Origin of the sequence: Brevibacillus fortis (genome assembly GCF_003013395.1) — a bacterium.
Lineage (GTDB): Bacteria > Bacillota > Bacilli > Brevibacillales > Brevibacillaceae > Brevibacillus > Brevibacillus fortis.
Window position 1 is genome coordinate 1 of the sequence record NZ_PXZM01000026.1, and the last position, 25,153, is coordinate 25,153.

At 47.3% G+C, this 25,153-nt stretch carries 34 protein-coding genes; all 34 read right to left on the reverse strand.

Annotation, left to right across the window (positions count from 1 at the left end; all coding sequences use genetic code 11):
- Nucleotides 1-48: 48 nt before the first annotated feature.
- The 34 genes from C7R93_RS30055 to C7R93_RS16915 all read right to left on the reverse strand — a co-directional run bounded on the left by C7R93_RS30055 (nt 49) and on the right by C7R93_RS16915 (nt 25,082).
- The gene (locus C7R93_RS30055) at nt 49-195 is read right to left on the reverse strand and encodes a hypothetical protein (protein WP_158264031.1); all 147 of its coding nucleotides are present in this window, start codon (nt 193-195) and stop codon (nt 49-51) included.
- Between the two features lie 5 nt (nt 196-200).
- Nucleotides 201-1,007 (reverse strand): N-acetylmuramoyl-L-alanine amidase, encoded by an 807-nt coding sequence (locus tag C7R93_RS16755; RefSeq protein ID WP_106839886.1) that lies wholly within the window; start codon nt 1,005-1,007, stop codon nt 201-203.
- Between the two features lie 2 nt (nt 1,008-1,009).
- Nucleotides 1,010-1,468 carry a phage holin family protein gene (locus C7R93_RS16760; protein WP_106839887.1) on the reverse strand — a complete coding sequence of 153 codons (459 nt, stop codon included), beginning with the start codon at nt 1,466-1,468 and terminating at the stop codon, nt 1,010-1,012.
- Nucleotides 1,469-1,552: 84 nt separating this feature from the next.
- Entirely contained in the window at nt 1,553-2,725 is a 1,173-nt protein-coding gene (locus tag C7R93_RS16765; protein ID WP_106839888.1) for a polysaccharide deacetylase family protein, read from the reverse strand.
- Nucleotides 2,700-2,888, reverse strand: a complete 189-nt coding sequence (locus C7R93_RS16770) for a hypothetical protein (protein ID WP_106839889.1) — start codon at nt 2,886-2,888, stop codon at nt 2,700-2,702. The genes C7R93_RS16765 and C7R93_RS16770 overlap by 26 nt, the downstream gene beginning before the upstream one ends.
- Nucleotides 2,885-4,558, reverse strand: coding sequence for an Ig-like domain-containing protein (locus tag C7R93_RS16775; protein WP_106839890.1), 1,674 nt, complete (start codon nt 4,556-4,558; stop codon nt 2,885-2,887). The genes C7R93_RS16770 and C7R93_RS16775 overlap by 4 nt, the downstream gene beginning before the upstream one ends.
- A gap of 16 nt (nt 4,559-4,574) precedes the next feature.
- Nucleotides 4,575-5,129 carry a hypothetical protein gene (locus C7R93_RS16780; protein WP_106839891.1) on the reverse strand — a complete coding sequence of 185 codons (555 nt, stop codon included), beginning with the start codon at nt 5,127-5,129 and terminating at the stop codon, nt 4,575-4,577.
- Between the two features lies 1 nt (nt 5,130).
- Nucleotides 5,131-5,451 (reverse strand): hypothetical protein, encoded by a 321-nt coding sequence (locus C7R93_RS16785; RefSeq protein ID WP_106839892.1) that lies wholly within the window; start codon nt 5,449-5,451, stop codon nt 5,131-5,133.
- A 5-nt stretch (nt 5,452-5,456) separates the two neighbouring features.
- Nucleotides 5,457-5,816, reverse strand: coding sequence for a hypothetical protein (locus C7R93_RS16790; RefSeq protein ID WP_106839893.1), 360 nt, complete (start codon nt 5,814-5,816; stop codon nt 5,457-5,459).
- A 13-nt stretch (nt 5,817-5,829) separates the two neighbouring features.
- Nucleotides 5,830-6,477 (reverse strand): phage tail protein I, encoded by a 648-nt coding sequence (locus C7R93_RS16795; protein WP_106839894.1) that lies wholly within the window; start codon nt 6,475-6,477, stop codon nt 5,830-5,832.
- Entirely contained in the window at nt 6,470-7,585 is a 1,116-nt protein-coding gene (locus C7R93_RS16800) for a baseplate assembly protein (protein ID WP_106839895.1), read from the reverse strand. The genes C7R93_RS16795 and C7R93_RS16800 overlap by 8 nt, the downstream gene beginning before the upstream one ends.
- Complete coding sequence (locus C7R93_RS16805) at nt 7,572-7,889, reverse strand: hypothetical protein (RefSeq protein ID WP_106839896.1); 318 nt, start codon at nt 7,887-7,889, stop codon at nt 7,572-7,574. The genes C7R93_RS16800 and C7R93_RS16805 overlap by 14 nt, the downstream gene beginning before the upstream one ends.
- Complete coding sequence (locus C7R93_RS16810; RefSeq protein WP_106839897.1) at nt 7,889-8,299, reverse strand: phage tail protein; 411 nt, start codon at nt 8,297-8,299, stop codon at nt 7,889-7,891. The genes C7R93_RS16805 and C7R93_RS16810 overlap by 1 nt, the downstream gene beginning before the upstream one ends.
- Nucleotides 8,269-8,712: a phage baseplate assembly protein V gene (locus tag C7R93_RS16815; RefSeq protein ID WP_158264032.1), complete on the reverse strand. Its 444-nt coding sequence runs from the start codon at nt 8,710-8,712 to the stop codon at nt 8,269-8,271. Before C7R93_RS16815 ends, C7R93_RS16810 begins: the two co-directional genes overlap by 31 nt.
- A 5-nt stretch (nt 8,713-8,717) precedes the next feature.
- Nucleotides 8,718-9,734: a phage late control D family protein gene (locus C7R93_RS16820; protein ID WP_106839899.1), complete on the reverse strand. Its 1,017-nt coding sequence runs from the start codon at nt 9,732-9,734 to the stop codon at nt 8,718-8,720.
- A gap of 6 nt (nt 9,735-9,740) precedes the next feature.
- Complete coding sequence (locus C7R93_RS16825; RefSeq protein ID WP_106839900.1) at nt 9,741-9,956, reverse strand: tail protein X; 216 nt, start codon at nt 9,954-9,956, stop codon at nt 9,741-9,743.
- Nucleotides 9,956-11,938, reverse strand: a complete 1,983-nt coding sequence (locus C7R93_RS16830; protein WP_106839901.1) for a hypothetical protein — start codon at nt 11,936-11,938, stop codon at nt 9,956-9,958. Before C7R93_RS16830 ends, C7R93_RS16825 begins: the two co-directional genes overlap by 1 nt.
- Before the next feature lie 135 nt (nt 11,939-12,073).
- The gene (locus C7R93_RS16835; RefSeq protein ID WP_106839902.1) at nt 12,074-12,397 is read right to left on the reverse strand and encodes a phage tail assembly protein; all 324 of its coding nucleotides are present in this window, start codon (nt 12,395-12,397) and stop codon (nt 12,074-12,076) included.
- A 17-nt stretch (nt 12,398-12,414) separates the two neighbouring features.
- Complete coding sequence (locus tag C7R93_RS16840) at nt 12,415-12,939, reverse strand: phage major tail tube protein (protein ID WP_106839903.1); 525 nt, start codon at nt 12,937-12,939, stop codon at nt 12,415-12,417.
- 24 nt (nt 12,940-12,963) lie between these two features.
- Nucleotides 12,964-14,439 carry a phage tail sheath family protein gene (locus C7R93_RS16845; RefSeq protein WP_106839904.1) on the reverse strand — a complete coding sequence of 492 codons (1,476 nt, stop codon included), beginning with the start codon at nt 14,437-14,439 and terminating at the stop codon, nt 12,964-12,966.
- Nucleotides 14,439-14,723 carry a hypothetical protein gene (locus C7R93_RS16850; protein WP_106839905.1) on the reverse strand — a complete coding sequence of 95 codons (285 nt, stop codon included), beginning with the start codon at nt 14,721-14,723 and terminating at the stop codon, nt 14,439-14,441. Before C7R93_RS16850 ends, C7R93_RS16845 begins: the two co-directional genes overlap by 1 nt.
- Complete coding sequence (locus tag C7R93_RS16855; RefSeq protein WP_146142431.1) at nt 14,720-15,214, reverse strand: hypothetical protein; 495 nt, start codon at nt 15,212-15,214, stop codon at nt 14,720-14,722. Before C7R93_RS16855 ends, C7R93_RS16850 begins: the two co-directional genes overlap by 4 nt.
- Entirely contained in the window at nt 15,207-15,767 is a 561-nt protein-coding gene (locus C7R93_RS16860; RefSeq protein WP_106839907.1) for a phage tail protein, read from the reverse strand. Before C7R93_RS16860 ends, C7R93_RS16855 begins: the two co-directional genes overlap by 8 nt.
- Nucleotides 15,764-16,096, reverse strand: a complete 333-nt coding sequence (locus C7R93_RS16865; RefSeq protein WP_106839908.1) for a sugar transporter — start codon at nt 16,094-16,096, stop codon at nt 15,764-15,766. Before C7R93_RS16865 ends, C7R93_RS16860 begins: the two co-directional genes overlap by 4 nt.
- Nucleotides 16,093-16,386, reverse strand: a complete 294-nt coding sequence (locus tag C7R93_RS16870) for a hypothetical protein (protein WP_106839909.1) — start codon at nt 16,384-16,386, stop codon at nt 16,093-16,095. Before C7R93_RS16870 ends, C7R93_RS16865 begins: the two co-directional genes overlap by 4 nt.
- 12 nt (nt 16,387-16,398) lie before the next feature.
- Nucleotides 16,399-17,532, reverse strand: coding sequence for a major capsid protein (locus C7R93_RS16875; RefSeq protein WP_106839910.1), 1,134 nt, complete (start codon nt 17,530-17,532; stop codon nt 16,399-16,401).
- Between the two features lie 6 nt (nt 17,533-17,538).
- On the reverse strand, nt 17,539-17,913 hold the full coding sequence (locus C7R93_RS16880; RefSeq protein ID WP_106839911.1) for a head decoration protein: 375 nt from the start codon (nt 17,911-17,913) through the stop codon (nt 17,539-17,541).
- 12 nt (nt 17,914-17,925) lie between these two features.
- Entirely contained in the window at nt 17,926-18,999 is a 1,074-nt protein-coding gene (locus C7R93_RS16885) for a head maturation protease, ClpP-related (RefSeq protein ID WP_106839912.1), read from the reverse strand.
- Nucleotides 18,983-20,635: a phage portal protein gene (locus C7R93_RS16890; RefSeq protein ID WP_106839913.1), complete on the reverse strand. Its 1,653-nt coding sequence runs from the start codon at nt 20,633-20,635 to the stop codon at nt 18,983-18,985. The genes C7R93_RS16885 and C7R93_RS16890 overlap by 17 nt, the downstream gene beginning before the upstream one ends.
- A gap of 15 nt (nt 20,636-20,650) precedes the next feature.
- A complete protein-coding gene (locus C7R93_RS16895) occupies nt 20,651-20,926 on the reverse strand; it encodes a DUF6148 family protein (protein WP_106839914.1) in 276 nt (91 codons plus the stop codon).
- 13 nt (nt 20,927-20,939) lie between these two features.
- Entirely contained in the window at nt 20,940-22,778 is a 1,839-nt protein-coding gene (locus C7R93_RS16900; protein ID WP_106839915.1) for a phage terminase large subunit family protein, read from the reverse strand.
- The gene (locus C7R93_RS16905; RefSeq protein ID WP_106839916.1) at nt 22,759-23,268 is read right to left on the reverse strand and encodes a hypothetical protein; all 510 of its coding nucleotides are present in this window, start codon (nt 23,266-23,268) and stop codon (nt 22,759-22,761) included. The genes C7R93_RS16900 and C7R93_RS16905 overlap by 20 nt, the downstream gene beginning before the upstream one ends.
- Nucleotides 23,269-23,463: 195 nt before the next feature.
- A complete protein-coding gene (locus tag C7R93_RS16910) occupies nt 23,464-23,733 on the reverse strand; it encodes a hypothetical protein (protein WP_106839917.1) in 270 nt (89 codons plus the stop codon).
- Nucleotides 23,734-23,864: 131 nt separating this feature from the next.
- Complete coding sequence (locus C7R93_RS16915; protein ID WP_244191570.1) at nt 23,865-25,082, reverse strand: site-specific DNA-methyltransferase; 1,218 nt, start codon at nt 25,080-25,082, stop codon at nt 23,865-23,867.
- Nucleotides 25,083-25,153 lie beyond the last annotated feature (71 nt).

Consider the following 25,153-nt stretch of genomic DNA (forward strand, 5'->3'; position numbering starts at 1 on the left):
ACTTGACAGGGGGCACTTCATTGTTGCTCCGAAGGAGGGCTTCGCCTTTTAGAATGCAATTAAAATTAACTCAAAAGCCTTCTGAAGCGACTGAACTTGCTCATCTGTCAGTAACCCGTACCCTGCTCCTACAATTGCAAGAGCTCCCCCTACAATCATCAAAACTCCCTGTTTCTTTTTGTTTGCCTTATCCAAAGCCCTCATCCTCTCAATATTACTGTATTTGTACTGCCATCCCACTCAACCTGTAGACAAAGTGCAGCAGCCAACTCACGAGCAGGAGCATAGGCCGATCCATCAATCACCTTTTCATTCAGATCCTTCCCGTTCACGCGAACGTCCTTCGACTGTTCAATCCACTCCACTTTTCCACCTACAACATTGGCTACTGCACGGACTGGCAGCATAGAAACGCCTTCCTGCAAAAAGCCAGTTACCGCGAGTAATGCCTCGTTCAACTTAATTGCAACCGGAAGTTGCATGGGCTTATCCACTTTACCCACAGTTTTTTGCAAGAATTGTGAATAATTTGTGCGGAATGTGCCCATCGGGAATGCAGGGCAGTTTTTCCACGCGTAGCCGGGGTACTCCTGGTGACCGAACACCTGCTTCATGGATGGAATCTGAACCTGTAGGTGCTCGATCAGTCGATTTGCTGCATCAATCTGCGCTGCTGTGGGTTGCTGTGTCCTAAAGTCACCGACAAGACAAATGCCTAGCGCATGACGGTTGCTATTGCCCACGTGGTAGGAAATTGTTTCTGGATCGTTACACCAGTAAATCGTTCCGTCCTTTTGGATCACAAAATGATAAGCAATGCCCGGCCATCCATTAGTACTGACATGATAGCCTGCGAATGCCTCTGGCGACCCGCTTTTTGTAGCTGAATGGTGGAGGGCTGCCGATCGTATATCCGAGGGTTTGCGCCGTCCATACCTTAGTGTTTTGTGACGTGGCAAAGAGGTGCGAACGTCGACCACACGCGCACCTTGAATAGTAATGTTCATTGCTATATTGTCTCCTTTCGTGCAGCTCGTTCTGCTTTCGCTTTGATCTCTGATCCCACCAGATTCTCGATAGATTTCGGCATAGGCCAGCCTGCGCGGTGAGCATTGGCGGTGAGGCTTGTCCAAGTGTGGTAGATGAGGCCGAAGGTGACGCCGTAGAACAAAAAGCCTGGGGTGCCCATGACGCGATCCAACAAGTTTGCTAGTGCTGGTAGTGCAAATAGGAACATCGTACGTGGTATTCGGCTCAAGCCATAGTCTGAGGAGTAGGATTGATCTTTTTTTGCTGCGGAAATGCCTGTGATCCAATCCAAGACAATCATGAAAAAGAGCACAATCAGGATGTCTTGGCGGTTCGTTCCGTATAGATAGTGAAAGGCGGGCGACACGATTGCACCTGCTGTTGTCGCCCAGGCGTTTGCTGGGGTTGCTACGTTTTCTAGGCTTAGAAGAAATTTCATCAGCTCATCTTCTCCTCACCCCCCTCGGGGCAAAAATTAAAGGAGCCACGTTAGCAGCTCCCCATGAAAAACAATATTCGTTTACTACAACCCGCAACTGTCCAGCCAATCGCTGAACGTCACCGTATCGATGTCAGCTCGCCGGGAATAGGCGTAATCAACGACCTGTTTGAAGAAATCCACATTGTATTCAAGATTGTCCACGGCTGCTCCGCTCACGATCTTATGAAACAAGTACAGGCACACGCCGCCAAGGTTTGCAGCCTCATCGATAAATCCAATTAGTTTGTCTGGCGCGGCGGTATAATCAGCACGTTGAATCTTTATAAGGCGCTTATCTGGAGGTGGTTGAGTAACGGTGTCATCCATGACGATGCGTCCTGCTCTCCGCGACTGCATAGCTAGTAACACCCTGTTGTCATAGGAGCCGAATGGATATGCGACGATGTTTGAGGCTCGCGAAAATCCATTTGCATTGAGCCATGCTTCCCCCAATAAAATCTCTTGCTCGATGATCATAGGGTTGCTCAAGGTTGCCAAATCAAGATGGTTCTGCGTATGGTTTGCCAAGTCCCAGCCATAACTATAAATTTCCTTAAGCTGCGCCATCGTGACATAGTAAGGGGTTCCCACACGGGTAGGAATGACTGCGATCACGCCAGGCATAGAATACTTACTCATATACTTGAACGCTTCCGTATATTGCGAGTCCCAGCCATCATCGAACATGAAGATGACCTTCCCGCGTTGCGACTCATCACGTATGATCGGGTCAAAAGTAGCGGATGCCGTTTTTCCCTCATACGCCAACACTCGGATTTGCATAGACACAATTTCGCGAGTAAGACTCCCACCTCCCCTAACCACGAGCTTATTAGCGTCGATAATGTGTTCGTTCCAACCTGCGGACAAACGCCAGAAACGGATTGAATAGGTAAGGTAATCCGTGTATGTTGTGTCATTGGAAAAGTAAAACTGTATGTCATACATATCTGTATGGTTATCGAGATAAAAACGGATTTTTAATGTTTTTGCACCGCTTAGATTGAATTGGCAACCGCGGCGGGCGGCTACATCAGTACCTGCCGACAGAATACGTAGCTTGCCATCCGGGAAAGTTACCGTGCCAGTGCCATATGCTTTATACCATGCTGAACTGTCTGAGCATGGATCAACAATCTGTCCCTTTTTAAAGGAGCGTTGCAACTTCGCTAGGCTTTCAATATTCTTCCTATTCCTGCTTATTGACCACGCCATTATCACCACCGCCATTTTGAGCATTTTTCAGCTTCTCATTTTCTTTCCGCAATGCTTCCAGCTCTTTTTGTAGTGCCTCTTCCTGCTTTCGCTCCTCCTCTCCTGCTGGCGTGTAGACCCAATCGCCCAGGGACCCATCTGAATTTCTTTGTCGGTATCTCATGCTTTGATCGCCCCCGATAAATTCGTAGCTGACGCTGTTGAGTTGACGTCATTGCAGGTCAGTGTAAATTTCAAATGAAGTTGTGCGCCTTGTGCCGCGTACGTTCCAATGAACTCCTTCTCTACGATTCCAGTGATAACAGGAGCAGACGTTTTGGTCATGGCCTTGTAAGATTCAGCAACGCCAGCCGCCACAATGGAAAGAGCTCCGTCCACAATCAGATCTCCTGTTTCATGTTGGAGCCAAGCTAGGACTTCTTTGGCTGTTGTTGACTGAGGAGATAGCTTGTATCGAGCATGGGCAGTTTTGAGGCGTGTTTTCGTCACCGAACGGGTCAGGGAAAACGTGAGGACCGTTGTTGCTCCTAATGAGTCTGCTGCTGTTATGACAAGACTGTTCGTTCCGGTAACCATCTGCTTTGGTGTGACGGTTATCGTCCACGCGCCATTACTGATTGATATGGGTACATCTGCACCGCCGTTCATGCGATACTTCATGGTTACTGCTTGTCCGTCTGGATCGGACACCGTCCCATTGATCGTAATGGGCGAATCATCCGACAAGTTATCATTATTCGCCACAAATGAATGAGTCAGAGTTGGAGGACGATTCAATATCACGGTAAAGGTCCGCTCCGCAATGATGGAGGTGCCGCCTTTGTTATCCTCCGACCATACTTCCAACAGGTGCGTTGTTCCCTCATCGAGTAGCCCGGATACGGCTGTCGTTCCGTCCTTCAATGCTCCACCTGTAAATGTCAGTGTCTTGCTGAAGGCTAACGGATTTACTCCATCGACTGATCCTTGGGCAATCCGATAATTCGTGCCTTTGTTGACACGTACATAGACTGATATGATATCCCCAGGATCAGTGTCCAATGTGGTGCCCGTGACCACATAAGTATTACCCACAGACAACTTGACCCCACTTACTGGAGCTGTAAGTGTGAGCGTCTGACCAAAGTTATCTTCATAAGTAACCGTTACGGTATAAGCGTAGTAGTAGGTATATGATACCGAAGATGGTCCATACACTGTGCCGGAATAGCTTTGGGAGTAGTTGTACTTACGCGTATCAGGCTTAGACACCGTACCGGAATAGGTGCCAGTAGCAGACGCACCGTAAGTTCTTTCTCCTCCGCCCTCATTGTTTAAAAGTTGACATGATCCCGCAGACGCCCCGGTACGTTGTAAAGTACCAGAATATCCTTCACCGTCCGAATAGGAAATAGACGATGGTAACGCAGACAATGCGCCGCTTTGCGCACCGCTACAAGACCCCCCCAGGTCATACCACGAAGAGCGAGAATCAGTAACTGATTTTTGACCAGAAGGGCTACCACTAACTACGTAAGGAGTCGATCCTCCTGACTTAGACAAGGTACCACTATAGGTGCCATCGTTATAGCTGATGGTCGATTGAAAACTATCCGTACTGCTTGTACGAGTATCCGATACGGTTTTGGTGTTCGGCGTGCTGGATGTAGTATATCGAGTGTAAGAACCTTCGGTAACATTGAGCGTCACTTCGCTGCCATTGACAGTGTGTGACACTTTACCCGTATTGACTGTAACTGACACCACACGCTTTAGGTTAGGAATGGTTATCTTTTGTGACCGGCTTTGTGATGTAGATTCAGGGAAGCTAACAACGGTTGATTTACTTGCCATCTAACCGCCTCCTTTTTTACGTTACCGCTATTTTCACGCTATATGTGTCAATTGTTCCTCGACGCATTCGTTTTGCTGCCGTATCAATCTCCACGGTAGAGCGTGCCAGTATGGCGTTAGTTGTATATGTTCCTGTAGGGGCTGTGTTTAGCGTAATAATCCGAGTTACTGGGTCAATTGCGGTAATTGTTCTCTCTTCCTGACTTGTGACAGACGCTAAAGTAACCTCTTGTCCAACGGCGAAGCCAGTTATTTGCGCAACGGCCACATTCGATCCAGATGTGCTCTGAATCGTTGTTCTAGTCTTGTCTAATGCAATGACCGCATCTTGGATGCCGTCAAACAGATCAACAAAAATTCCACTATTCCCCGCCGTTCTGTCTCCTGTCGTGATCTTGGCATGGAGATACAGGATGCGATTTTCTAATTTGATCACAATGCCATCGATGCCCTTTATACCTTCTTCTATGTGATTCATGCGCCGTGCTGTGAAACGGGTGCCATCTTGAATTGTTTCACCTGTTTCCGTATTCACAAGCCGGTCAGTCCAATATTGACGCTCGTATGGCATCTTACACACTCCTCACATCAAAAGGTATTTCAAACAGCAACAAAGCCCCTGTTTCATGCGAGGTAATATGTGCCTCAGAGGTAATCATTGTCGCTCCGCTTGCGTCCACTAGTTTTGCTTCTGTAATGGTGCCCGCTGCATCCACGGCGTCCAAGTAAACGTATAGCTGCACAACCGTTTTCTGGGCACTGGTAAGGTGCTTCGTCTGTGTAATCGGATGAACGACCGATTTCCCGTCAACAGTGACGATCGCATTGCTCAGTTTTGCACTCACCGCATTGCGGATGAATTCCAAAAAGGCTGGTTCCACTTTTAACGCCATTTTGATCACCCCTTTACGTATGCACGAAATGGAGAAGTTGTTTTGATAGTCACCTGTGTAAACGGTTCGAAAAACTCCTCGAACACTTCCCCCTCTTTGACCGTAAATGTATGGCCGTTGATGGTGAAGCCAAGGTCACTCGTTCCATCATTTTTAATGACAAAACCAAACATAGGCTCATCGAAAACTTGAACGGTGTCAGTAGCGCCACTAAAAGGCTCTTTTGCTGCTAAACCACGTAGTTGCACGAACATGGCTCCGTTGCGACCTTGAATCTCTTGGAATTCATCCTTCATTCCATTGAAGTATTGCGGAACTGGTAAAAGACCCCCGTCACGTAAAATATGTCTTGTGCCAATTGGCATCTGATTCCCTCCTTCATCCTTCCGTTGCTGTAAACATAGGCATGCCTGGCGCAACAAAAACGGGCATGCTTGGAGCCTTGACAACAATCTCGTTTGGGTAAAAGGTATTGCACACAAAGTAATCAACGATAAATCTCTTGGAAGAAATATCTACTCTGATCGTGCTGGCTATAATTTTGAAAACAATGTCATCTAGCCAGGAGCTTTTGCGCTTCACACCTTCCAGAAGGCGGCGGAACTTTGCTAGGTCGCCAGGCGCAAATACCAGTTGTTCCGTCTCAATTCGAAAATGATGCGGTTCCCCTCCATATTCGAACCATTCGCGGACCGATGAGTTTTTGAACACGATGGATGCGACCTGTTCGATTGCCCAGGGCGTGCCCTTATATCGATGAGCTCCAATTGCCGTTTTAACGAGCTCCCGCCGACTTTCAAGGGATAGTGTTGAATCATAGAAATCGACGTGCAATTGGTGGGCCAGAATGTCCACAACCTCTGAATCTAGTTCATCGATCCGAGAGAACATGAGCACTAGTTTCATGTCAGAGGATATGTCCTGCATTTCCCTTATAATCGCTGCAGCTAACGCTCGCATCTTCTTGTCTTCTTTTATGGACGAGGGAAGGATGTCCGACAGCTTTGCGTTGTAGATATCAACCACTTTCCAACCCTCCGTATACCACGTTGACTGTGTGTTCTTTAGCTACTTGTGATTCAGTCAGCGTGGTAAAAACTGGACTTGTCACAGATACCCGTTTAGCTCCCGCCTTTTTCATTTGAAAAACAAGCTCGGATGGATCGATGTCACGGCCAAGCTTGGCTCTTTGCCAAAGTTGATAATCAATGACAGCTTGATTCACTTTGGCTTGTATCGCTGTAACAGCACTTTCCTTGTCTGTATCAATCCAGTAAGTAGCCTCAATGTTGTATGTTTTTTGAGTCGGGGCCAAAACAAAAACTTGGTCGGTCAGTGGCCGAATCTTTCTATCGTTGCAAACTGCCGCGACCAGATCGAGAATTGTCTGATCAGGTATCTCGCCCGTTTTGAGCAGAGGTCGAATCTCTACCACTCCAGCCCTTGGGCTTGATACATTTACATCCCCCAGAAGGGTACTGGCGGACTTTGCCCAAAATTCGTAAGCTCCCGATGGGCCAGCCACGGAAAAACTCTCTGGTGCCTGCCGGATTCGTTCTGCATATGAATCGTCGTCCTCTTCATCTGCCCCGCCGCCCGATTCTGTGACATTGGATACCGATTGGACAAATGGCAGAGGGTCAACCAATTGGTTCAGTTTCCCAACTGGATACCCATTGCCAATCACACCCACGGAAACACATTCCGCTTTGACCTCTACTTTCGTTTCCCCGCTTGTGACTGTGACGTCCACTGTTGTTGCAAAAAATACGTTGTCCCCTGCTGTGACTCGGGTCCCTTTCGGGATGATCTGGGATACTGGTGTCGATAAGGTAAAACGAATCGTCGTCTTAGCCTTTGTAGCCAGTATTCTTAATACGTTCAGCAAGATGCCAATTAGGTCCAGGTACTTTCCTCGCGCGTATTTAAGCAAGTTCTGTTTTGCAGAGTCGTCGATAATGACTCTTTGCTGCACAAAAAAAGGCACGAGGCTCTTGATAAAGAGTCGTACCGGATCGGCTGGTGCAAGTGGTTTCCTGTATTCTCTTTCATAGTTTGCGATCAGATCCGCTTCGATCTGTTGAGGCGATTTATTGGCGAACGATACATCTGGTAAAAAGTCAAACCTGGACACCTTTTATCGCCACCTTTACCAAAGGTTTTAACATCCCGTTTTCATCACCTTCATACGTAACTTCCTGTACCTCTGCGCGCGGCTCATACTGTTGGATTTTTTCAATGAGTCGTGCCGAAGAGATAGCCTTATAGGCATTCACAGGAGCATCTATGTTTGGGTCCCATCCGAATAAACGATACATTGGACACGTATGAATCATACTCATCATGATCGTTCTCACATTTTGGATAACTTCTGTTTCTCCGGTCGCGCCGAAAATAACCTCATTAAAATCACTTGTTATCGTTACAATTTGAGCCATTAGCTTCCCGCCTTTTTCGGATACTCCTTGAGACGCAGCTCAACATTAACAGATACTAAACGACCACGGCCGTCATAGTTTTTGTGTTGTTCGCTGACCGACTCGGTAACCCATTGGCTAGTTGAAACAGGTTTGTTTCCGATGACCAATAAATCCCTTTGTCCTGTATCCCTTTTGGTCCGCAAGGTTTTCAGTTCTGCTTCTGGATCTACCCCGAGTGAAGCTTTCAATTGAATCGAAAGACTGATTTCTTCAAGCCCCGGACCAACGAATTCCGGAATCGGTTTGTTTCGATGGATGTCATGGGTTACCCACCGGCTCGAGCCATTTCTTGTCATATCATCAAAAGTACGAACACGCTGAGAAGATACTTCAAAAATCACTTCTCCAAGACTTCCGATGACCGCCATTCCGGTTCACCTCGCTGTGTCGATGGGTTGTTTTTGATAACGGCGTTATTGAAGACGATTTTCCCAGGATGAAAAAAATCGACCGTCAAGGTATGCGTTTCTCGATCATAGTCAATGAATGTCCCATCACCAAAACGGATGTGTCGTTTATTTTTGTTCTTGATTGGCACTGGGTCCTCTTGATTGTACGTTGATCCGAGGATAATCCCATCCGCATTCCCTGTCGGCAAAAATAGGCACCATACCTGTTCGTTCACATCCGGTAGCCAATAATCTTTTAACAAAAAAGAACCACGAGAAAGGATGTCCATTTTGTAGGACACCACATCCTCGCGATCACCGAAAACAACCCTTGCTGTCGCGTCCCTCTCGTCTACGCTCGATACAATGCCGACACGTAATATGTTTTTCATATCCATTACCAGCCCAATACCTTTCTGCATTCAAGCGAAGTTTCGTAGCCATTACCGCTATAAGCATGAACAGCTTGCGTAATGATGTATTTCCCGCTGACAGCCCCAAAATTGTTCAGCATGAACGTCATACCGGCTACCAGGTTAACGTCTCCCATCAAGGTAATGCTTGCCGTATTCTGCTCCTTATTTGCTTGGCGCAACGCACTTTTGGCTTTTCGTTCTGCCTGACGTCCATCCTTTACGCGCTCATTGATATACAGCGTACGTCCCGTTTTTGGAGCGTTAGGAGGTATAAAGGTATGATGGATCTTCTTTTTCCCTTTTGGACTGTGATAGTCCACAATCGCTCGGTTATAGATGCCTGTCGTGGTCACCTGTGCTGAAAAGCTTTTGATCTTGGACGTTGCGTAATTGAGCGAAAAGGCCGGAGGCTTCTCCTCATATTTGAATTCATCAAATAAACTGATCTGTTTGCCTGTCAGCTTAACAGCAATGCCAGCATCATCGCACAAGCGCATGAGGAAACCAAGATCGGTTTCCTCTGTTTGTTCAATCCGATCATAGTCCTCGTCTTCTGCGTCAAAAAGAAGTTTGAGGCCATTCTTGCCTGCAATATCTTTTGCGATCACCGACAACCGCGTTTTCTCCCATGCACGGTATTTTCGTTGTGCCCGGATCGTCGATGCATCTGGCACAGACACGCCTTGGATGCTTACGGCATTGGGTGGACTTGTTAGGCTGATCTCGTTGATCTCGAAATACCCGCAATTTAAAGCATCCATTTTCCCGTCATCGATCCAGTTTTCACGGATGATTTTTGCCTTTATGCTTGCATACAATTCTGGCATCCATGCTGCCCACCAAAGGCGTTCCCGGTCTGCTAGGTTGATAGATATAGTATCGGCCGTGCCAGAGAGATTGTCGGTGTACTCAAACGAGGTGAGGTACGGCTGCAGGTCATTCGAAATGTTCTTGTTGTCATAGAAAAGTTCAAAACTGACTCGCCTCGGCTGTGCCACCCGTTATCACTCCCTCTTCCAGGGAGGCAGATTCGATGTGTCTTGCGCTGTAGCGGTGTCAATGTCGGGAACAACGAGGACGATTCCGGAAGAAAAGACTACCGTCTCACGATGCTTTAAATTGGCTTCAATCAACTGTGGCATGAAATACTCGCTGCCCATCGTTTTATACGCGATCCAGTCCCACATGTCTCCTGCATTCGTTGTATAAGTCCCTGCCATCAGTTGAACCTCACCGCCCTCTCATTCCTCATGAACCGCTGCATATTCGCTTTGAATTCATGATACGAGTCTCGAAGCATCGACTCGTTTTCCGCCCGATTTCCGCCTGAAAGGTTTGGCGAGAACTGAAAGACAAGCGTTTGATTGCCATTACGTGACGACAACGCCTGATTCGCTCTCGACCATAGGTTTGAATCGAGATTGCGATTTTGTTGGGCAGTCAATACCCGCTCACCCTCGTGAAGCTCCGCCCGGTATCCGTCAAACGGGACATAAGGTAGTCCGTTTGCATGGGAACCATTTACCCAACCCCACGCTTTTTCGTACCATGCAGGTTCCGGCCCTGCTGTCATGGTTGCGTTCGGCCCACCATAAACAGGTGTAGTGGTCGGATCTTGACCAGCAGCTCTCATGCTCTCTATCCGAGCTTCCAGTTTGCTAAAGGGAGTTTCCAGCTTGTTTTCTCCCCACATTCCATCCCAAATGCCTTGAATGATGGATTTGCCGACATCATATCCCACGTCTTGTGCAATTGGAATGAGGGGTACAGCTGCCGCTTTGATCAGCTCACCCAGTTTCGTCGATATCTCGTAGGTGACACGTTGCGTAGATTCACTCCCGCCGGAACTCCACCACTTGTTAAACGTCTCGTAAGCATCCGCAGTGATGAATTCGATTTTCCCCCAGATATCCAGCTTTTTATAATCTGGATTATTGAAAATCGTCTGTAGTTTATTGGATGCAAACTGGACGGATTTCGTAATGGTTTTTCCCATTTCCGCAAAGGCATCTGATCCCAGCTTCGACAAATCCTGAAACGCTTCTGTTTTGGTCAAATTATCGATTTCTTTTAGGGTAGGCTTCAACGCATCTAATGCTTCCGCCCCCATTTTCGTCCAGGTAAGCTGTAGCTTTTCCACGAGCTGTTCATACATAACAAGACCAGTTGTATCGACATCACTCAACAGCTTGGCATCGATGTTTTGTTTATCCAGCAGCTCATTCATGCCTTTGATAATGCCGTCAATTCCCGACTTGGCGAACTTCTTGATGTCTGTGCGAGGCATATTGAAACGTTCAACAATGGAGGTGGTATCGCCAATCAATAACTCGTTGAGAGAGATTGCCGCCCCCTGCATACCCTGTTGTTTATTGATCGTCCCCAGCTTCTCGGAGATATCAAGCAATGCTTGAACTTGCCGCAAATCCTTCGTTTTAAACAAAAACGCTTGCCCGGATTCAAAGAAGTCCGTCATCCCGAAACGGGATTCGATGGCACGCTTCTCCATCCAGTTGAACAACTGGTTCGCTTTCTTTTGGTCCCGGAGTAGCGATTCAATAACTTCGATGTTATACTCCCTATCAGCCGCTTTGCTGACGCTATCCATCATCAAGTCAAATGCAGATTTCGCAGTCTTTGCTCCGACTGCAATCCCAGCCAGACCAACCCCAACTGTGCCAAGATACCCTCCAACAGGTATCAATGCGGCCCCTGCCATCGCTATTTCTCCTATGGAGACCCCCGCTGCAAGTGCCTTTGCCTCCATGGTTTGAAGTTGGCGCGAATAAGAATTCAGATTGTTTGATTCGCTTCTCATTTCTCGATTTAATTCTGATATGTTCCGTTTAAACTTATCGACCTGTGAGGACGCTCTTCTTTGCACGTTGGTAAACCGTTGAAGGTCGTTTTGTAGCTTCGTACTTTCCCGTCTGTACACCTCTTCGCTAATCGCGCCACTTCGGTATTTCCGCTCCAAAGCGGCAAGGCCGCGTTTGGTTTTATCTATCGCGGCCGACATTTTCGTATGCAAGGTGGTCATAGATTGCAACTTGCTGTTTGCCTTTTCAATAGAAGACTGATAGCCGCTGATTTTTTTTCGCATATCCTGCATGCGGCGGGAAGCGTTATCGAACGCGCTGGTGAACGATCTATTCATTTTCCCGGACATCTTGATTGTGAATTCATACAGTTTCCTACCCATCCGTTTCGCCTCCCTCCGTAATTTCCATGGCTACTGTTACCCATTCATTAAAATCGTTTAAAGTCATGCCAAGGAAAAACTCCATGCTGGTATGCGTGTTTCTTGCCATATTGAGTACGAGTTTCCGTAACTCTCTTATTCCTCCGTCTTCTCTATCTCCTCCATCTCCTTCAAATCCATACCGAGCAAAAAAGCATGTGCCGCTGTTACTGCTCGGAAAAAATCCCGTGCCCCAAGTTTTAATAGATCATGGTAGAGGACTCCGCAAGCTTTTGCGGCAAGCACAGCCCGGAAAGTCGATGATTGCATCTCATTCGGGGAATATCCGCTAATCTGACGGGCCTCATTAGTAGCATTGATAATATCCGCGCCTGTCAGTTTATCGAAATCAAACGTCAAGGAGGTTATCTCCTTATCGTCTACTTTCAATGGTTTTTCCAATGGCAGTGGTAATTTCATTTTTGCAAAACTCCCTTCTATAGCCCAAGCGCCCGACGCGTATCAGCCAGCTGATCCTTGCCGTTCACTCGATAGATGTAATTTAATTTGTCGAGCTCCAGAACGTTCTTTCCGTCAATATCGATCTTGATGTAGGTGATTTCCAACTCTGTATTGCTGTCTGTTGTTGCGCCCTTTTCTAGCTTTCCCAGTTCTCCACCGGTGGTGTTCCCTTGTACCACAATCCGTAGCGCACGGGTAATTAGACGACCAGATCCACGGTCATGCTCTTGTAAAGCTCCACGGCAATCTAGCCGATGAGCCCCTAGCTCCAGAAAGTCAAACAATCTATCTGTGATCGAGTGCCAATTCAATGTGACTTTTTGGCTACCGAAATGCCCTACCGGGGATTCAAAGCTGCCAAATACACCAGCTCCTTTGACTTCCTCTGTAGCAAAAGAAAAGGATGGCAATTGAATATCTGCCACCCCTACGAGGTCTGTTGTGCCATTTTTGTATACCATGAAATCCTTTACGCGATCAGGAATTGCTTTGTTAGCCATTGTTTATCCACCTGCCTTGTATGATTAGGCTGCAAAGAGATTTTGTAGATAGGCCACATCAAATTCAAGTTTGAACTCGATGTTCTCAGCCGGTACGGGAGCCGCCAGGAACAACCGATAAGAAACTTTTCCGTCCAGTAGAGATGTGACCGGATTATCCGCTGCTCTGAATTCTACACGCCCGCCGAGTATGGAACCTTGCGCTGTCAGCCCATTCAGCCAGATGTTTGTTGAGTCAACAACCGTGTCAATCAACCTTCTGTTTGTCGGGTCGTCAACTTTTTGCCAGTGTGTCAGAATCAACGTATTTCCGATCCAGTTGAACATCTGACGAACAGGGAAGAAACGGTCCTTTACGTCTGTATTGGCTGGATAGACTGACGTATTGTTCCCCCATAGTTTCCATCCACCAGTGAAATTGATTGCTGTAACGATGCCTTCCCCATTCAGATAGGCAGCTTGATCTACGCCAAGATTGATCTCGGTTCCGGCTTCATTTACAACAGCGTTTGCTTGAATGTTTTTGTTAGAAGAAGATACGTAAGGAACGTCGTCATTGTCAGCAATAACTCTGCTATTCAACGCTGCAAATTGCGTAGACAGGTGATAGATCTCGTGATAAATCTCGTCACCCAATTTCGGTTTCAAATAGCAGGCAATAAGATAAGGGTCGCTGTAGTTGTTGGAATTTTTCCATGCGGGCGCATCTGTGTAAACGCCAGCACCTGTTGGCGAGCAATCAATATCGGCAATTGCCATGGCTTTAAATAGGCTATTAATTCCCACCGCTTTTGCTTTCATGACTGCGGCAACAGCCGGCTTTTTTGAGTGTTTCGGCACAATAATTTGTCCTGGCACCAACCGATACAATGGGAAAATCTTGTTGATCAATTCTAGCCCGGTCACATTGCCTGTTGCCGAATCAATCCCCCCGATGATTTGGGCATCCGTTACAGCCGAAGGCGTGAGTTTATCGTAGGATACAGTCAATGTGGCTTGGTTTGCTGGAATATCTCCACCATCCACCCGCGAAATAACAGGGTGTCCCGACGTATTGAATACAACTGTAAAGTCCTTATTACGGACCAGCGCATTACCAGCACCTGTGAGCTTAACAATGAGGCTCGCCAATAGCACTCCTTCGGCAGCAATCATGTATTTACCCAAAGATAGATTAATTGTGCTGTCCTTCACGTTTACCTTGTGGATGGAAGGATCAAGCACGTTGACGAATACCGCAGGGCCAACATTGTAAAGCTGAAATTGCGCTTTGATTGCTTCACACAGCGTATAATCGTCCCAGTTGGAATGATACCCGAGAGCCTTTACCGCTTCCTCATAGCTGTAGGCCAGTACCGGCTTATTCACAAATGCTGTTGGATTGTCTGTCAAATGAATAGGCGCAGTACCGAAATATACGGGCAGTCCGGATGTGGCCTTAACAGGAGAAAGAATGCTCGTATCACTCTCTGAGACGCCTATCTGGTGTTTATATGCCACTATTCCTCAACTCTCTTTCCTGCGGCGTAATCAGAAGTCTGCTGAAAAAAGACGCTCTCAGGTGTTCCATGATCTCTAATCGCCGCTTCTGTTTGGGATAGCTTTTCTACGGGCACAAACATTTTCTTGATGGCTGGGCACGCTTCGATGTGCTTGCTCAGATGTTGTGGAATCCCGTCCGTAAATAGCGCGTATCGATGCAGAGTGCCATCACGTAAACTACTCCCGCAGTAGATGACGTGCATTGGTTCTTTTGCAGTCACCTTTGATTCTGCTTTGCTCATTTATAAAATACCCCCCAATCGAATTCGGACTGTACTTGCGGAATCAGTACGTCGAACGTGATGTATGTCGCCCACTCAGGAAATGGCTGCTCGTCTGGCTGTTCCGTTTCGAAAGATTCGTCATCGATCTGAAAACGATCATCAATGATCGGATCTCTTTTTAATCCAATCTTTATCCGGTTTGATACATTCAAGCTATCAATCCAGCCGTTCTGCTCATCTTCGCTGTATGTGATGACGATTACACGAATTTTAACGATGTTTGCCTGCCTCCCATCGTTCTCTCTCAGGAAACGAACGACAACGGCGGGCAGCTCGGCTTTGATTTCTTGCGGATCGGCTACAGGTGATTGCTTGCTCTCACTCAGGAATCCGCTGACTACCTGTGGTGCTTTGTGATCGTGGCCATCTACGTTGGTGGGTAGCAGAAAATCTTTCACGAGCGTTTCAATACGCTCTTTCAGCTTTTTGACTAGGACCACATTAACCATCCAGCACCCGTCCTATTTCATGCTCGAGACGCTTGTCCAATGTCTCCAGCATTTTATTCTGTATTGATTTTCGTACCTTTTCGTTGTCTAGCATTTGCGGTACAGCAGGCGCATAGAGTCCTTTGATTGGGAACCTCTTCTGTGTCGTTCGTCTGTATACAGAGGCCACACTTCTGACTTTCGCAACAAACGCACCAGGAATCGGAGATTTCCCGCCAGCTCGTAATACTTGTGCCAAGATGGGTTTTTTCCTACCGGGTTGCGGTGATTTCGGCGTGACACGAAACCGAATCAGCGGCATCACATGACCCTTGGATTCCAGACTGCCATCCAGGTTATTCGCGGATGCCTTTTTGAGCTCCATTGTCTCGCTAACGTCTCTTTTTCGGACAAGGTACGTATCTCTCACCCTGGCGGCTGCTTCCGTTTTCCCGCTGGACAGGGCACGGTTCATAGCCCGTGCCTGTACCTTTGGAATCTGCTTCGGCATATGTGCCAGAAGATTTGCTGCTTCATTCAGTCTCTGTTTGATTGAGTTGTCGAAATCAATCATGGGTTTGAATTACCCCCAAGGCGGATTTCCAAGATGCCCTCAAGATCAGCAGGTGGAGCCACGATCACATACGCTTTTTTGTTTATTTTTAACGTGTGTCCAACTGGTGGAATGAATGTAAAATCGGCTCGGTTCACATAGAGCATTATTTCTTCCGTGTATTCGCGGTCATGGGTCGGGTAGGAGTACGATCGATTCCCCCCACCAATCGCGACAGGCTCAATCATTCCGGTTATCTGTTTCCCATCGATATCGATTTGATCTGCAAATTCGCCTGGATTGAGAAAGACAGCGGCATCCGCCTTTAGTTGGTCCTTGAATGTGCTCATTTGTCTTTGCCTTTTCCGCCTTTAGGAGCATCCACAACCAATTCATCCGTATCCAGTTCGAAGACAATCTCTTGATTATCGTCGGAATGCTCATCCTGTTCGTTATTCTCGTTTGTTGCTTCAACAGATCCTACTTCAACGTCTTCGACAACATCTGTCTCTTCAAACACAGCTACCGCGCCTTCACCGATCAGATGCGCTACATCCTTTTTGTGAGCATTAAAAATGGCGCCCTTCTCATGAAAGACACCATTATGCTTCACTGTTCCAATTTGCACTAGAAATCGCATGATAGTTTCCTCCTACACGCGCGTTTTGATAACAGACCATGCAGATACGTCAAACGGCTTCGGCAATGGACGGCTCTTCACAATAAGAGATTTCACATCGGTCTCACGGTTGACCGTTACCTTTGTCGCACGAGGCCCTGCTACAGTTATATAGTTGATACTATCTTCTGGAATGAAGGTATTCGCACCGTACAAAAGCTCCCCGATATTTCTTGGCGCGACAATGACCTTTTCGGGGTCAATGTATGGTTTGAGAGCCTGCGTTGCCTCATCGTAGTACCACGCATCATATCGGTACAAGTCGAGGCCAAGTTCAGTCAAGCGACCAATATACGTATATCCGTTTCCACTCTCGATGCTGAGCTGGGGATTGATCGTTCCGAATTGCGCGTATCGCAGGTCCATAAACTTCGTCATGAAATTATCGTCTGCTCGAAGATTAGCCCACGCCTCATCACCCAGAAGGGCGACAGTTGGATTGTATCCGGCCTTACGAGATTTTCTGACCGCTTCCTCTAAGTCTTCATACTTTTTGGACGTAGACTGGTTCCACTGGCTTCCGGCTGTAAGATTGATCATGTTGTCGAATCCAAAGTCAATGGTATCAGTACGAACAACCGTTGCAGCATCATCGATGTAACCAGATACGGTCACTTTCCCCGTTTGCATAAGTTCTGCACCCATCAGCTCTTCGCGGCGCGTGACCATGTCGGAGAGCTCCAAAAAGTCGCGGTTCATCTGTTGTACAGCACGCTCATCTGGCGACATACCGCCAAATACCGCTTCCCCAGGCATGCGAGTTTGTAGCATGCTGATATCAATTGGGGAAGACAGGTTGATAAAAGGTGGCGTATAAATTTTCGTTTCAAATCCATCTCGCTTGATATTAACTGGCATACTGCCTTCTGCAACAAGTGGTGCAACACGTTGGCGGTTTTTGTAGAAATCCACTAGGACATGCTTTGTATCGAAAGTCGCCTCTCCAGGGAAGAACATGTCCCGAAGGAACGTTGTAACTGGCATTCTTCGTTGAAACGATGGAAGTATGGTTTGTGGTTCATAGATGCTAATGCTGCCACCTGTAACAGTTGCGGCATTTTGTGGACTCATAAAGCGTCCTGCAATGGCGGATTGTCTAATTTTCACGGTTGTTTACCCCCGATCAGTTTTGTAGTGAATGTTGACGGTGCGAAGCTCATCTTTGTGGTTGGCTACTGAGTCTCCGGCCGCCACTTTCAGAGCATCATACCGAAAGACACCCGTTTTATACGCTACTGCGTTTACATCACTTCCGGTTGTGTCCACGTCCTCAGATAACACCAACGATGCGATCTGACTGCCGTCTGTCGCAGATTTATTTACCAATGCATATTTTCCGCTGGCAGTAATCTTGCCGAGCACCGATCCGCGTTTGAGCTTCCCTTGACCAGCAAGTAATGTCACTGCTGTGGTCATCGCAGACACTTCCGTTCCCGCGAAAAATGACTGATTATCTACCGTGCCAAATGTAGTAGAAACGTTTGCCATGGTTATTCCCCCTTATCTTTGTAGGCGTTGCATTGAATGTGAATGTGCGAGTTGCTGGAAGACTGCGTTCACGTCTTTCAAGTTGTTCAAGTCATACTCTTTTTCCGTGTTTTGTTGTTGTGATTGAGCTGTCACATCAAGAGCTCCAGACGCTTGATTAGCTGCTACTGCCGCATTGAATAGGCCGTTATTAATCATCTTGCCCTCTTGCATAGCCTTAAGCGCCAGATCAGCTGCTGTCATTGGGTTTTCCCCATACTTCGCCTCGTTGACCAAAGCAGGATCGATATTTGCTGCAATAGCGTCAATGGCGCGAAGGCGCTCCCTCTCTTGTGCAGCTGCATCTTGAGTATTTTGTGCCTGATTCGGTGCGGGTGGTTGTGGTGCTGCATTTGATGCTGTCGGTGGTTGTGGATCGATTACTTGTGTTTGATTGGTTACTTGCATTATGCTCGCTCCTTCCGTTTGGAACTTCATAATTTCATTTCGGACACGGTCTATCACCTGTTGGGGAATCATTTCGATGCCTGCATGTGCGACAGCACTGAGCTGATTAGAATCGTCGAACATGATTTCATCGATAAACCCTTTTGCCAATGCTTCTTGTGCCGTCATCCACGTTTCGCGGTTCATGAGGGTACTCAATTCGTTCTGAGACAACCCTGTTTTTAGTCGGTATGCATTCGCAATGGACTTATCGACCGCTTGGAGGAAATCCGCTGTGTGCCGATGCTCCCACTTATCTCCCTGAGTCCGAGTCTTTGCGTTGTGAATCATGAATTGTGCCGTTGGTGACATTCTGACCTTCTTTCCACCCATGGACGCTACAGAAGCAGCACTTGCTGCCACACCGACGATTTGGACGTCAACACCAGCTGGATGACTTTTCAGCATGGTATAGATTTCACTGCCCGAATAAACATCACCACCACCTGAGTTGATAATGACCTCAAGATCATCGCCGTTTGCTTCCGCAATCGCTTTCGATATTTTTCCAGGGCTTGTTGCATCCATTTCGAATAAGTCGTAAATCCATTGATGGTCATTCGGGATGATTGCACCTCTAACTTCAATCCGTTTTGGCATTTTGTTTGTCACCTCCTTTCATGCCCGGAATTTGTGCTTGTGGCAGGTCCCGACGTGCCTCCCACTCGCGCATCAGCACGTCAATATTGCTATCCCAGTCCATCCCTGTGAGCTCCGCCGTTTCTCGTTCATGCGTGCTAAATCCGTTGTTGATTCGTTTCACGGCAGCATCTACTTCTTTCTCAGGGTCGATTTGACCAGGACTCGGTCCAATCCAAATGGCTTGGCTCCAAAGCTTTCGCATGACCGGATCGTTAAAATATCCAGGTGCCTTAATACGTCCGGTTGCCACGGCTTCAAATAACCATGTTTCGTAGACCGGCTGACAGAAATCATGCGAGAACCAATCACGACGGTCTCGGAAGGATCTCCACGCTTGCAAGAGTGCAGCTCGACTCGCTGAATAGCTACTGTTGAACACAGAAAGCAACACTTCATATGGCATGTCTAACGCTGCGCCTGCTAACTGCGCCATGGTCTTTGTAAACGAATCAAAGCCGGCGTTCGGATGCGTAGGATCTCCAAAGGTCACTTCCTCGCCTTCTGCCAACATGTTGATGGTTCCCGGACCCAACTCGTAACTGGAAAGCCGTTCCTCTGGCGACAGTTTCAATTGCTCACTTTCAGGAATGGGATTGGTAAACGGTATTTCGTTTTTTGCTCCTTCTTTTCGTGTAATGAAGGCAGCGAAAAAACTATTGATGATCGCCGCTGCCATCTCAGCCTCGGCATAACGGTCCATTTGTTTGACTTGCTCGATGACAGGAGCAAGATACGGTACACCGCGATATTGCTCTGCCCTCTCCGCATCCATGACAAAAAGCACGTTAGGCAATCCGGAAACTGGATTCTGTGCCTCAACGCGCGTCCATTGTGTTATATGTCCTTGTGGAATCGTACTGTTCGGGTGTTTATTGCTTATCCAGTAAGCAATCACTTTACCATTCGGGTCTGTCTCGACTCCATTTTGGATAGCACGGCCATCTGACAGCTGCACATATTCGGAAAACGAGAAGCCCTCGGTAGTAAGGATTGGGGAGTATCCTTGCGTATGATTTGGATTGTTGAGCCTGTCTCCCTCAATGAGGTGAAGCCGCATACGATATGGATTTAGCCGCTCTGCGGCATCTGTATATTTCATAACAGCAAGGGAATCACCGTTCAGCAGCCATCCGGTCAACATGATCCGTTGTGCATCGTAGAAGTCATTTAACCCAGTGTTATCGATCTTGGATGATGCCCAAAGGTTAAATTCAAACTCTGTACGATCTTCCCACTCCTTTGCCTGCTCCGCTGTAATACCAAGTAACCGGTAATTGAGTTGGCATTTGAGTGTGAGTCCTGAGCCCACGACATTCGACTGATTTTTCTTAATGGCTCCTGTAGCCAGACCCCCACCCATGTAAAGGTCACGGCTGCGCTCCCGCAGTAAAGCAAGATTTTGTCCGATGTCCTCTTGCGGACTTTTGCTGTCACTGCGCCAGCCTTTCATTGAGTTTTTTTGTTTGCTGCCCCCGCTATTCGAATAACCGCTATTCGTAACCCTCCGAAGTGCCGATAGTTTTGCGCGATTCACTTCTCGATTTAACGCCATAGTTGGTGATAGCCATTCAATTGTTTTGTCTAAGAACTTCACAAATTACTCACCCCCTTACAAATCTCGATAGATGACTCGAAATGCCTTACGCTTTGATGGACTCTCACCTGTTGTTAGTGAGTTTTCCAGTTCGTTTTTCCGGTCTTGCAGCTTCTCAATCTCTTCTTTGATGAGTTTTAAGTCGCCACGCCGCAAATTCCTGGACCCGATACGGTATTCCTGTGCCCCAGTCAAAATGGCTGTTTCAGCCTCGTAGTATTTACTCAGACGGTCTTTAACAATTTCCAGCTCATCTTGTAGCCTTGTCTGTTGTCTTGGATCATAAGCCATATCCTACACCCCCTCACCAAAGCTTTGAGCGCTTGACTAGCTGCTTTGCTTGCTGGCCTGATATTTGTTTGGCTGCAGCTGTATGTTTTACGGGAGGATTAGTTTCCCGCAAGCGTTTTTCGAGTGCATCAAAGTCTGGTTTCAGCAAACGCAACGCTGCAAGACCATAGACCCGTAAATCCAGCGGCTCATTCCTCTTGTCCTTGGCGACATTTTCCCAAACCATGACCGTTTGGCCATTCTTTCTTCGAAACACCTGCCGCTCAGAAACAAGACCTTTGAAATAAATCTGATCATATCCGCACTCTTCCTCAATCGGGAAATGAAAAAAGTGCGGTCCTGGCTCTTGGATCAGCAAGCGCTGCATGATCGTCGTCTTTCCAGAATCCACACCAAGGAGGATGAGAGGAAGCTTGTATTTGTTGTTTTTGGATACCTTTCGAATTAACTCAAGGCCTGAACCGCCTTCCCCTTTAATGGCGAAAACACGGCTTTGGAGTCTCTGCCCACAGTATTTATAAACTTCATCGGTGTAATGACCGCCTGAGTCAACAAAAGTACACGCTATAATCAGTCCTGCACCATTGGCGAATTTCCAGACTCGTTCCCGCTTATCATCGAGCTCTCTCCATGTTTGCGGATTGTCTGGCTTTCCCCAGATAACTCCTTTTTCGATTCCCCAAGACTCTTCTTCTTTGCCCCAGCCGACAACTTCGTACTCTAATCGGTCATTCTGGGTGTCGACTGCCATCGTAAGGACGAGAACGCCGTTCGGTAGCTCAGCATCGTAGCTTTCTCGCCGCTCCAGGAGAATGTTTTCGTCCTGAATATCACCGCGATCTTCCCATGTTTCGCTCAATAACGTATTAACAAAAACCTGCATCTGCTCGGGATTTCCTTTTTTCAACTCGTCCTGTGCGATCAAAAAAGCTTCGATCATTTCTTGCCAACGAGTCCATGGAGACGCTAACGCGTTCATGTGGAATCCCTTTACTTTTCGTTCCGGGAATTCATGTATCCATTCACCTTTTCCGGCAATCTGTTGTTTCTTCCAATCAATTTCAGGAGAATCGAAGCCACAATGCAAGCAGCGCATCGATACGGAATCGAATATGATCCGTTTCCAATCCAAAGGTTGGAGTGCCTCACACTTTGGACATGGAAGATTCCATTCACCTTTCGAAGAGTTATTGTATAACTGCTCGATCCGCGAATGGCCCTTAATTGTCGGCGTTGACGCAACTACAATTTTTCTATTGTGGAACGTGGCTGTCCGTCTTCTTGCCAAATCCAACGCGTCACCCTCAGAAGTCGCCTCGAATCGGTCCAGCTCATCGACCAGCAATATCCTGATCGGGCGGCTCGCCAGGGAGGCAGGGGAATTACTACCCACGATGGTGATATGACCGCCCGGGAATGATTTGTGCAAGATGGTATTTCCTGAATCTTTGGCTTTCGAATCAGCTACCTTTTTAGTCAAAACTGGCGTATCGCGTATCATTGTGCTTAGTCGATCTTTTGAAAAGCTTTTTCCCATATCTAGTGTGGGGACAACCAGCATCATAGGAGACGGGTCCTGATCGATGTAATATCCAATGATGTTTTCCTGAGATAGCGTTTTTCCAACCTGTGATCCCATCTCAAATACTACTTCTTCTACTTCTGGATCACTAACTGCATCCATCATGCCCTTTTGATAGGGCGCCCGTTCGCTTCTGTACTTCCCTGCCTCAGCTGCCGATTCAGGAGACAGATATCGGTAGGCATCTGCCCACTCAGTTATTGTCAAATCGGTAGGAGGAGAAACGATTTGGGCGATAGCCTGGTAAAGCTTACGATGTTTCTGGCTCATGCTCTTCACCAGTTGGCTCGACCGTGCCCTTTTCAGCAAAGTTGGTATAGTGATCGGCCAGCTCTTGCAATGCTTCTTTAATCTCTTTTTGCAATATCCCCACGATTACCGGCATTTCTGTTTCAAATTGGAGCAAAGGAGATACTTTCGATGGGATTGTGAGGCAGCGCGCTTTGAACAGACCAACCATTCGCTCTATAATCTTCACTACTTCATCTATTTGAATAAGCGACAATTCTTTTTCTGCCAGATCCAACTCAGCAATTTTTCGCTTTGCGCGTTCGTGCAGCGCTTTTTCCTCGTTGTAATCGATGTCTGTATTATCGCTAAGATGCTGCGCGTATTTGATGTACCGCTGAACGTTGTTGGCTAGATCGTATTTTCCTCTGCTGATTTGTTCAAGGACACCATCCCGGGTGAGTGTATTTACCCATTTGGGGGTTTTTCCGATCACATCAGCAAGCTGCTGTGTGCCCACAATCATATCCATGAGTTCTCTCCTTTCTTTCGGAAGTAAAAAACAAATCGCTTCCTCTTCTTGACCCACGGCAATTCGGGACAGTAGATGAAGCGACTTTTTCAGTAGTAGCAACGATCTGTGAATAGGAAGTGACTTTAAAATTTTGAGTCTAGCTGAATTTCGGGGCTCGCTCGACCCGCATGGCATCAGGCTGTCTGGAAGTACCTATTGACCATCGTCATACATAGTCATTTGGCGCTCCTCACCTGCGTGGCGTCCTTGCTTGTCCTCTATTCGCTTGGTATCTGCAGCTATAGATTTTTGCAACTCTTGCTCCATCTTCATGAGCAAATGCAGATCACGCACTGAGTTGATGACGATCTTCCCAGTTTTGTAATCCTTCACCCATTGGGCAATGACCGCATGGACCACCTTTCTATATTTCTGGTTCGTATCAACAAAGTCGGTCAGCAGTTCGTCTTTTTGCTTTTTCATTGATGCCACCACAGCTTTCCTATATTATGGAAATGAGATAGTGGCTTGAAGAATCCGTGGCCACGGTGTTCCACTATCTCTGCTGGGGTGACCCGGCTTGAGTGGGAGAGTGCTATTGCGCTCTCCTTTTCTTATGCCTTCACAGCTATTTCACCAGTGAGTTGTTCCCATCGTTTTACGATCACATCGCAATATTTGGGGTCAATCTCCATGAGGTAGGCGACCCGCTCGGTTTGCTCAGCTGCAACAATCGTTGATCCAGAACCGCCAAAGAAGTCGACCGCGATGTCCCCACGCCTGCTGCTGTTCTGTAAAGCTCGAGCTACTAGAGCAATTGGCTTCATCGTGGGATGCTCTGCATTACGTGCTGGTTTATCGATTTCCCAGACCGTGTCCTGCTTACGGTCACCATACCATCGATGTGCAGCCCCCGGCTTCCATCCATAGAGAATGGGTTCGTGACGCCAATGGTAATCCTGTCGGCCGATAGAAAAACTATTTTTTACCCAAACGAGACACTGTTTCAAAAGCCATCCCGATTCTTTCATAGCTGATTTAAAATTTGCGCCCTCCGTAGCGGCATAACATACATAGATAGGCGCTCCGTCTTCGGATACGTAAAAGAGGTTTTGATAGACGGTCACCAGGAATTCCTTGAACTGGCTGTCTGCCATCTTGTCGTTCTCAATCTTGAGGGCATCCTTCGTTTTACCGGTGTAATCCACGTTGTACGGCGGATCCGTGAATGCCATCGCAGCAAGCTTGCCATCCATAAGCCGTTCAACGTCCGTTTGGTTGGTCGAATCTCCGCACAAAAGGCGATGTCGCCCGATAATCCAAAGGTCGCCTGGTCGTGTGACTGGATCTTCGGCTTTTGAGAGCGCGTCTTCAACATCGAAATCATCCTCTTTCACTTCGACATTCTCTGGCTCTAAAGAAAACGACTCACTTTGGAACAATTCGTCCAAGTCAGCCGTATCAAATCCTGTTAGCGAAAGGTCGAAGTCAAGCCCTTGCAGGTCGTTCATCATATCGCGCAATTTGGGAAGGTCCCAATCGCCACCTATTTTGTTCAAAGCAATATTAAGCGCCTTTTCCTTTTCTGGTTCCAATTGAACGACAACCACCTCAATCTCGGTCCGGCCCTGCTCGTTCAACAGAATTTTGTACCGTTGATGCCCACCTACGATGTTCCCCGTGACTTCGTTCCAAATCACTGGCTCTAGATACCCAAACTCCTCGATGGATCTTTTCAGCTTTTCGTATTCATCTTCACCTGGCTGTAGGTCGAGGCGTGGGTTGTAATCAGCAACGTTGATCATAGAAACAGGGATAGTACGAATGTTCACGCCTTTTTCCTCCTTGCAAAATGCACGAAAAAAGCCACCCGATATGCCGGATGGCTTGTACATTTTCGCTG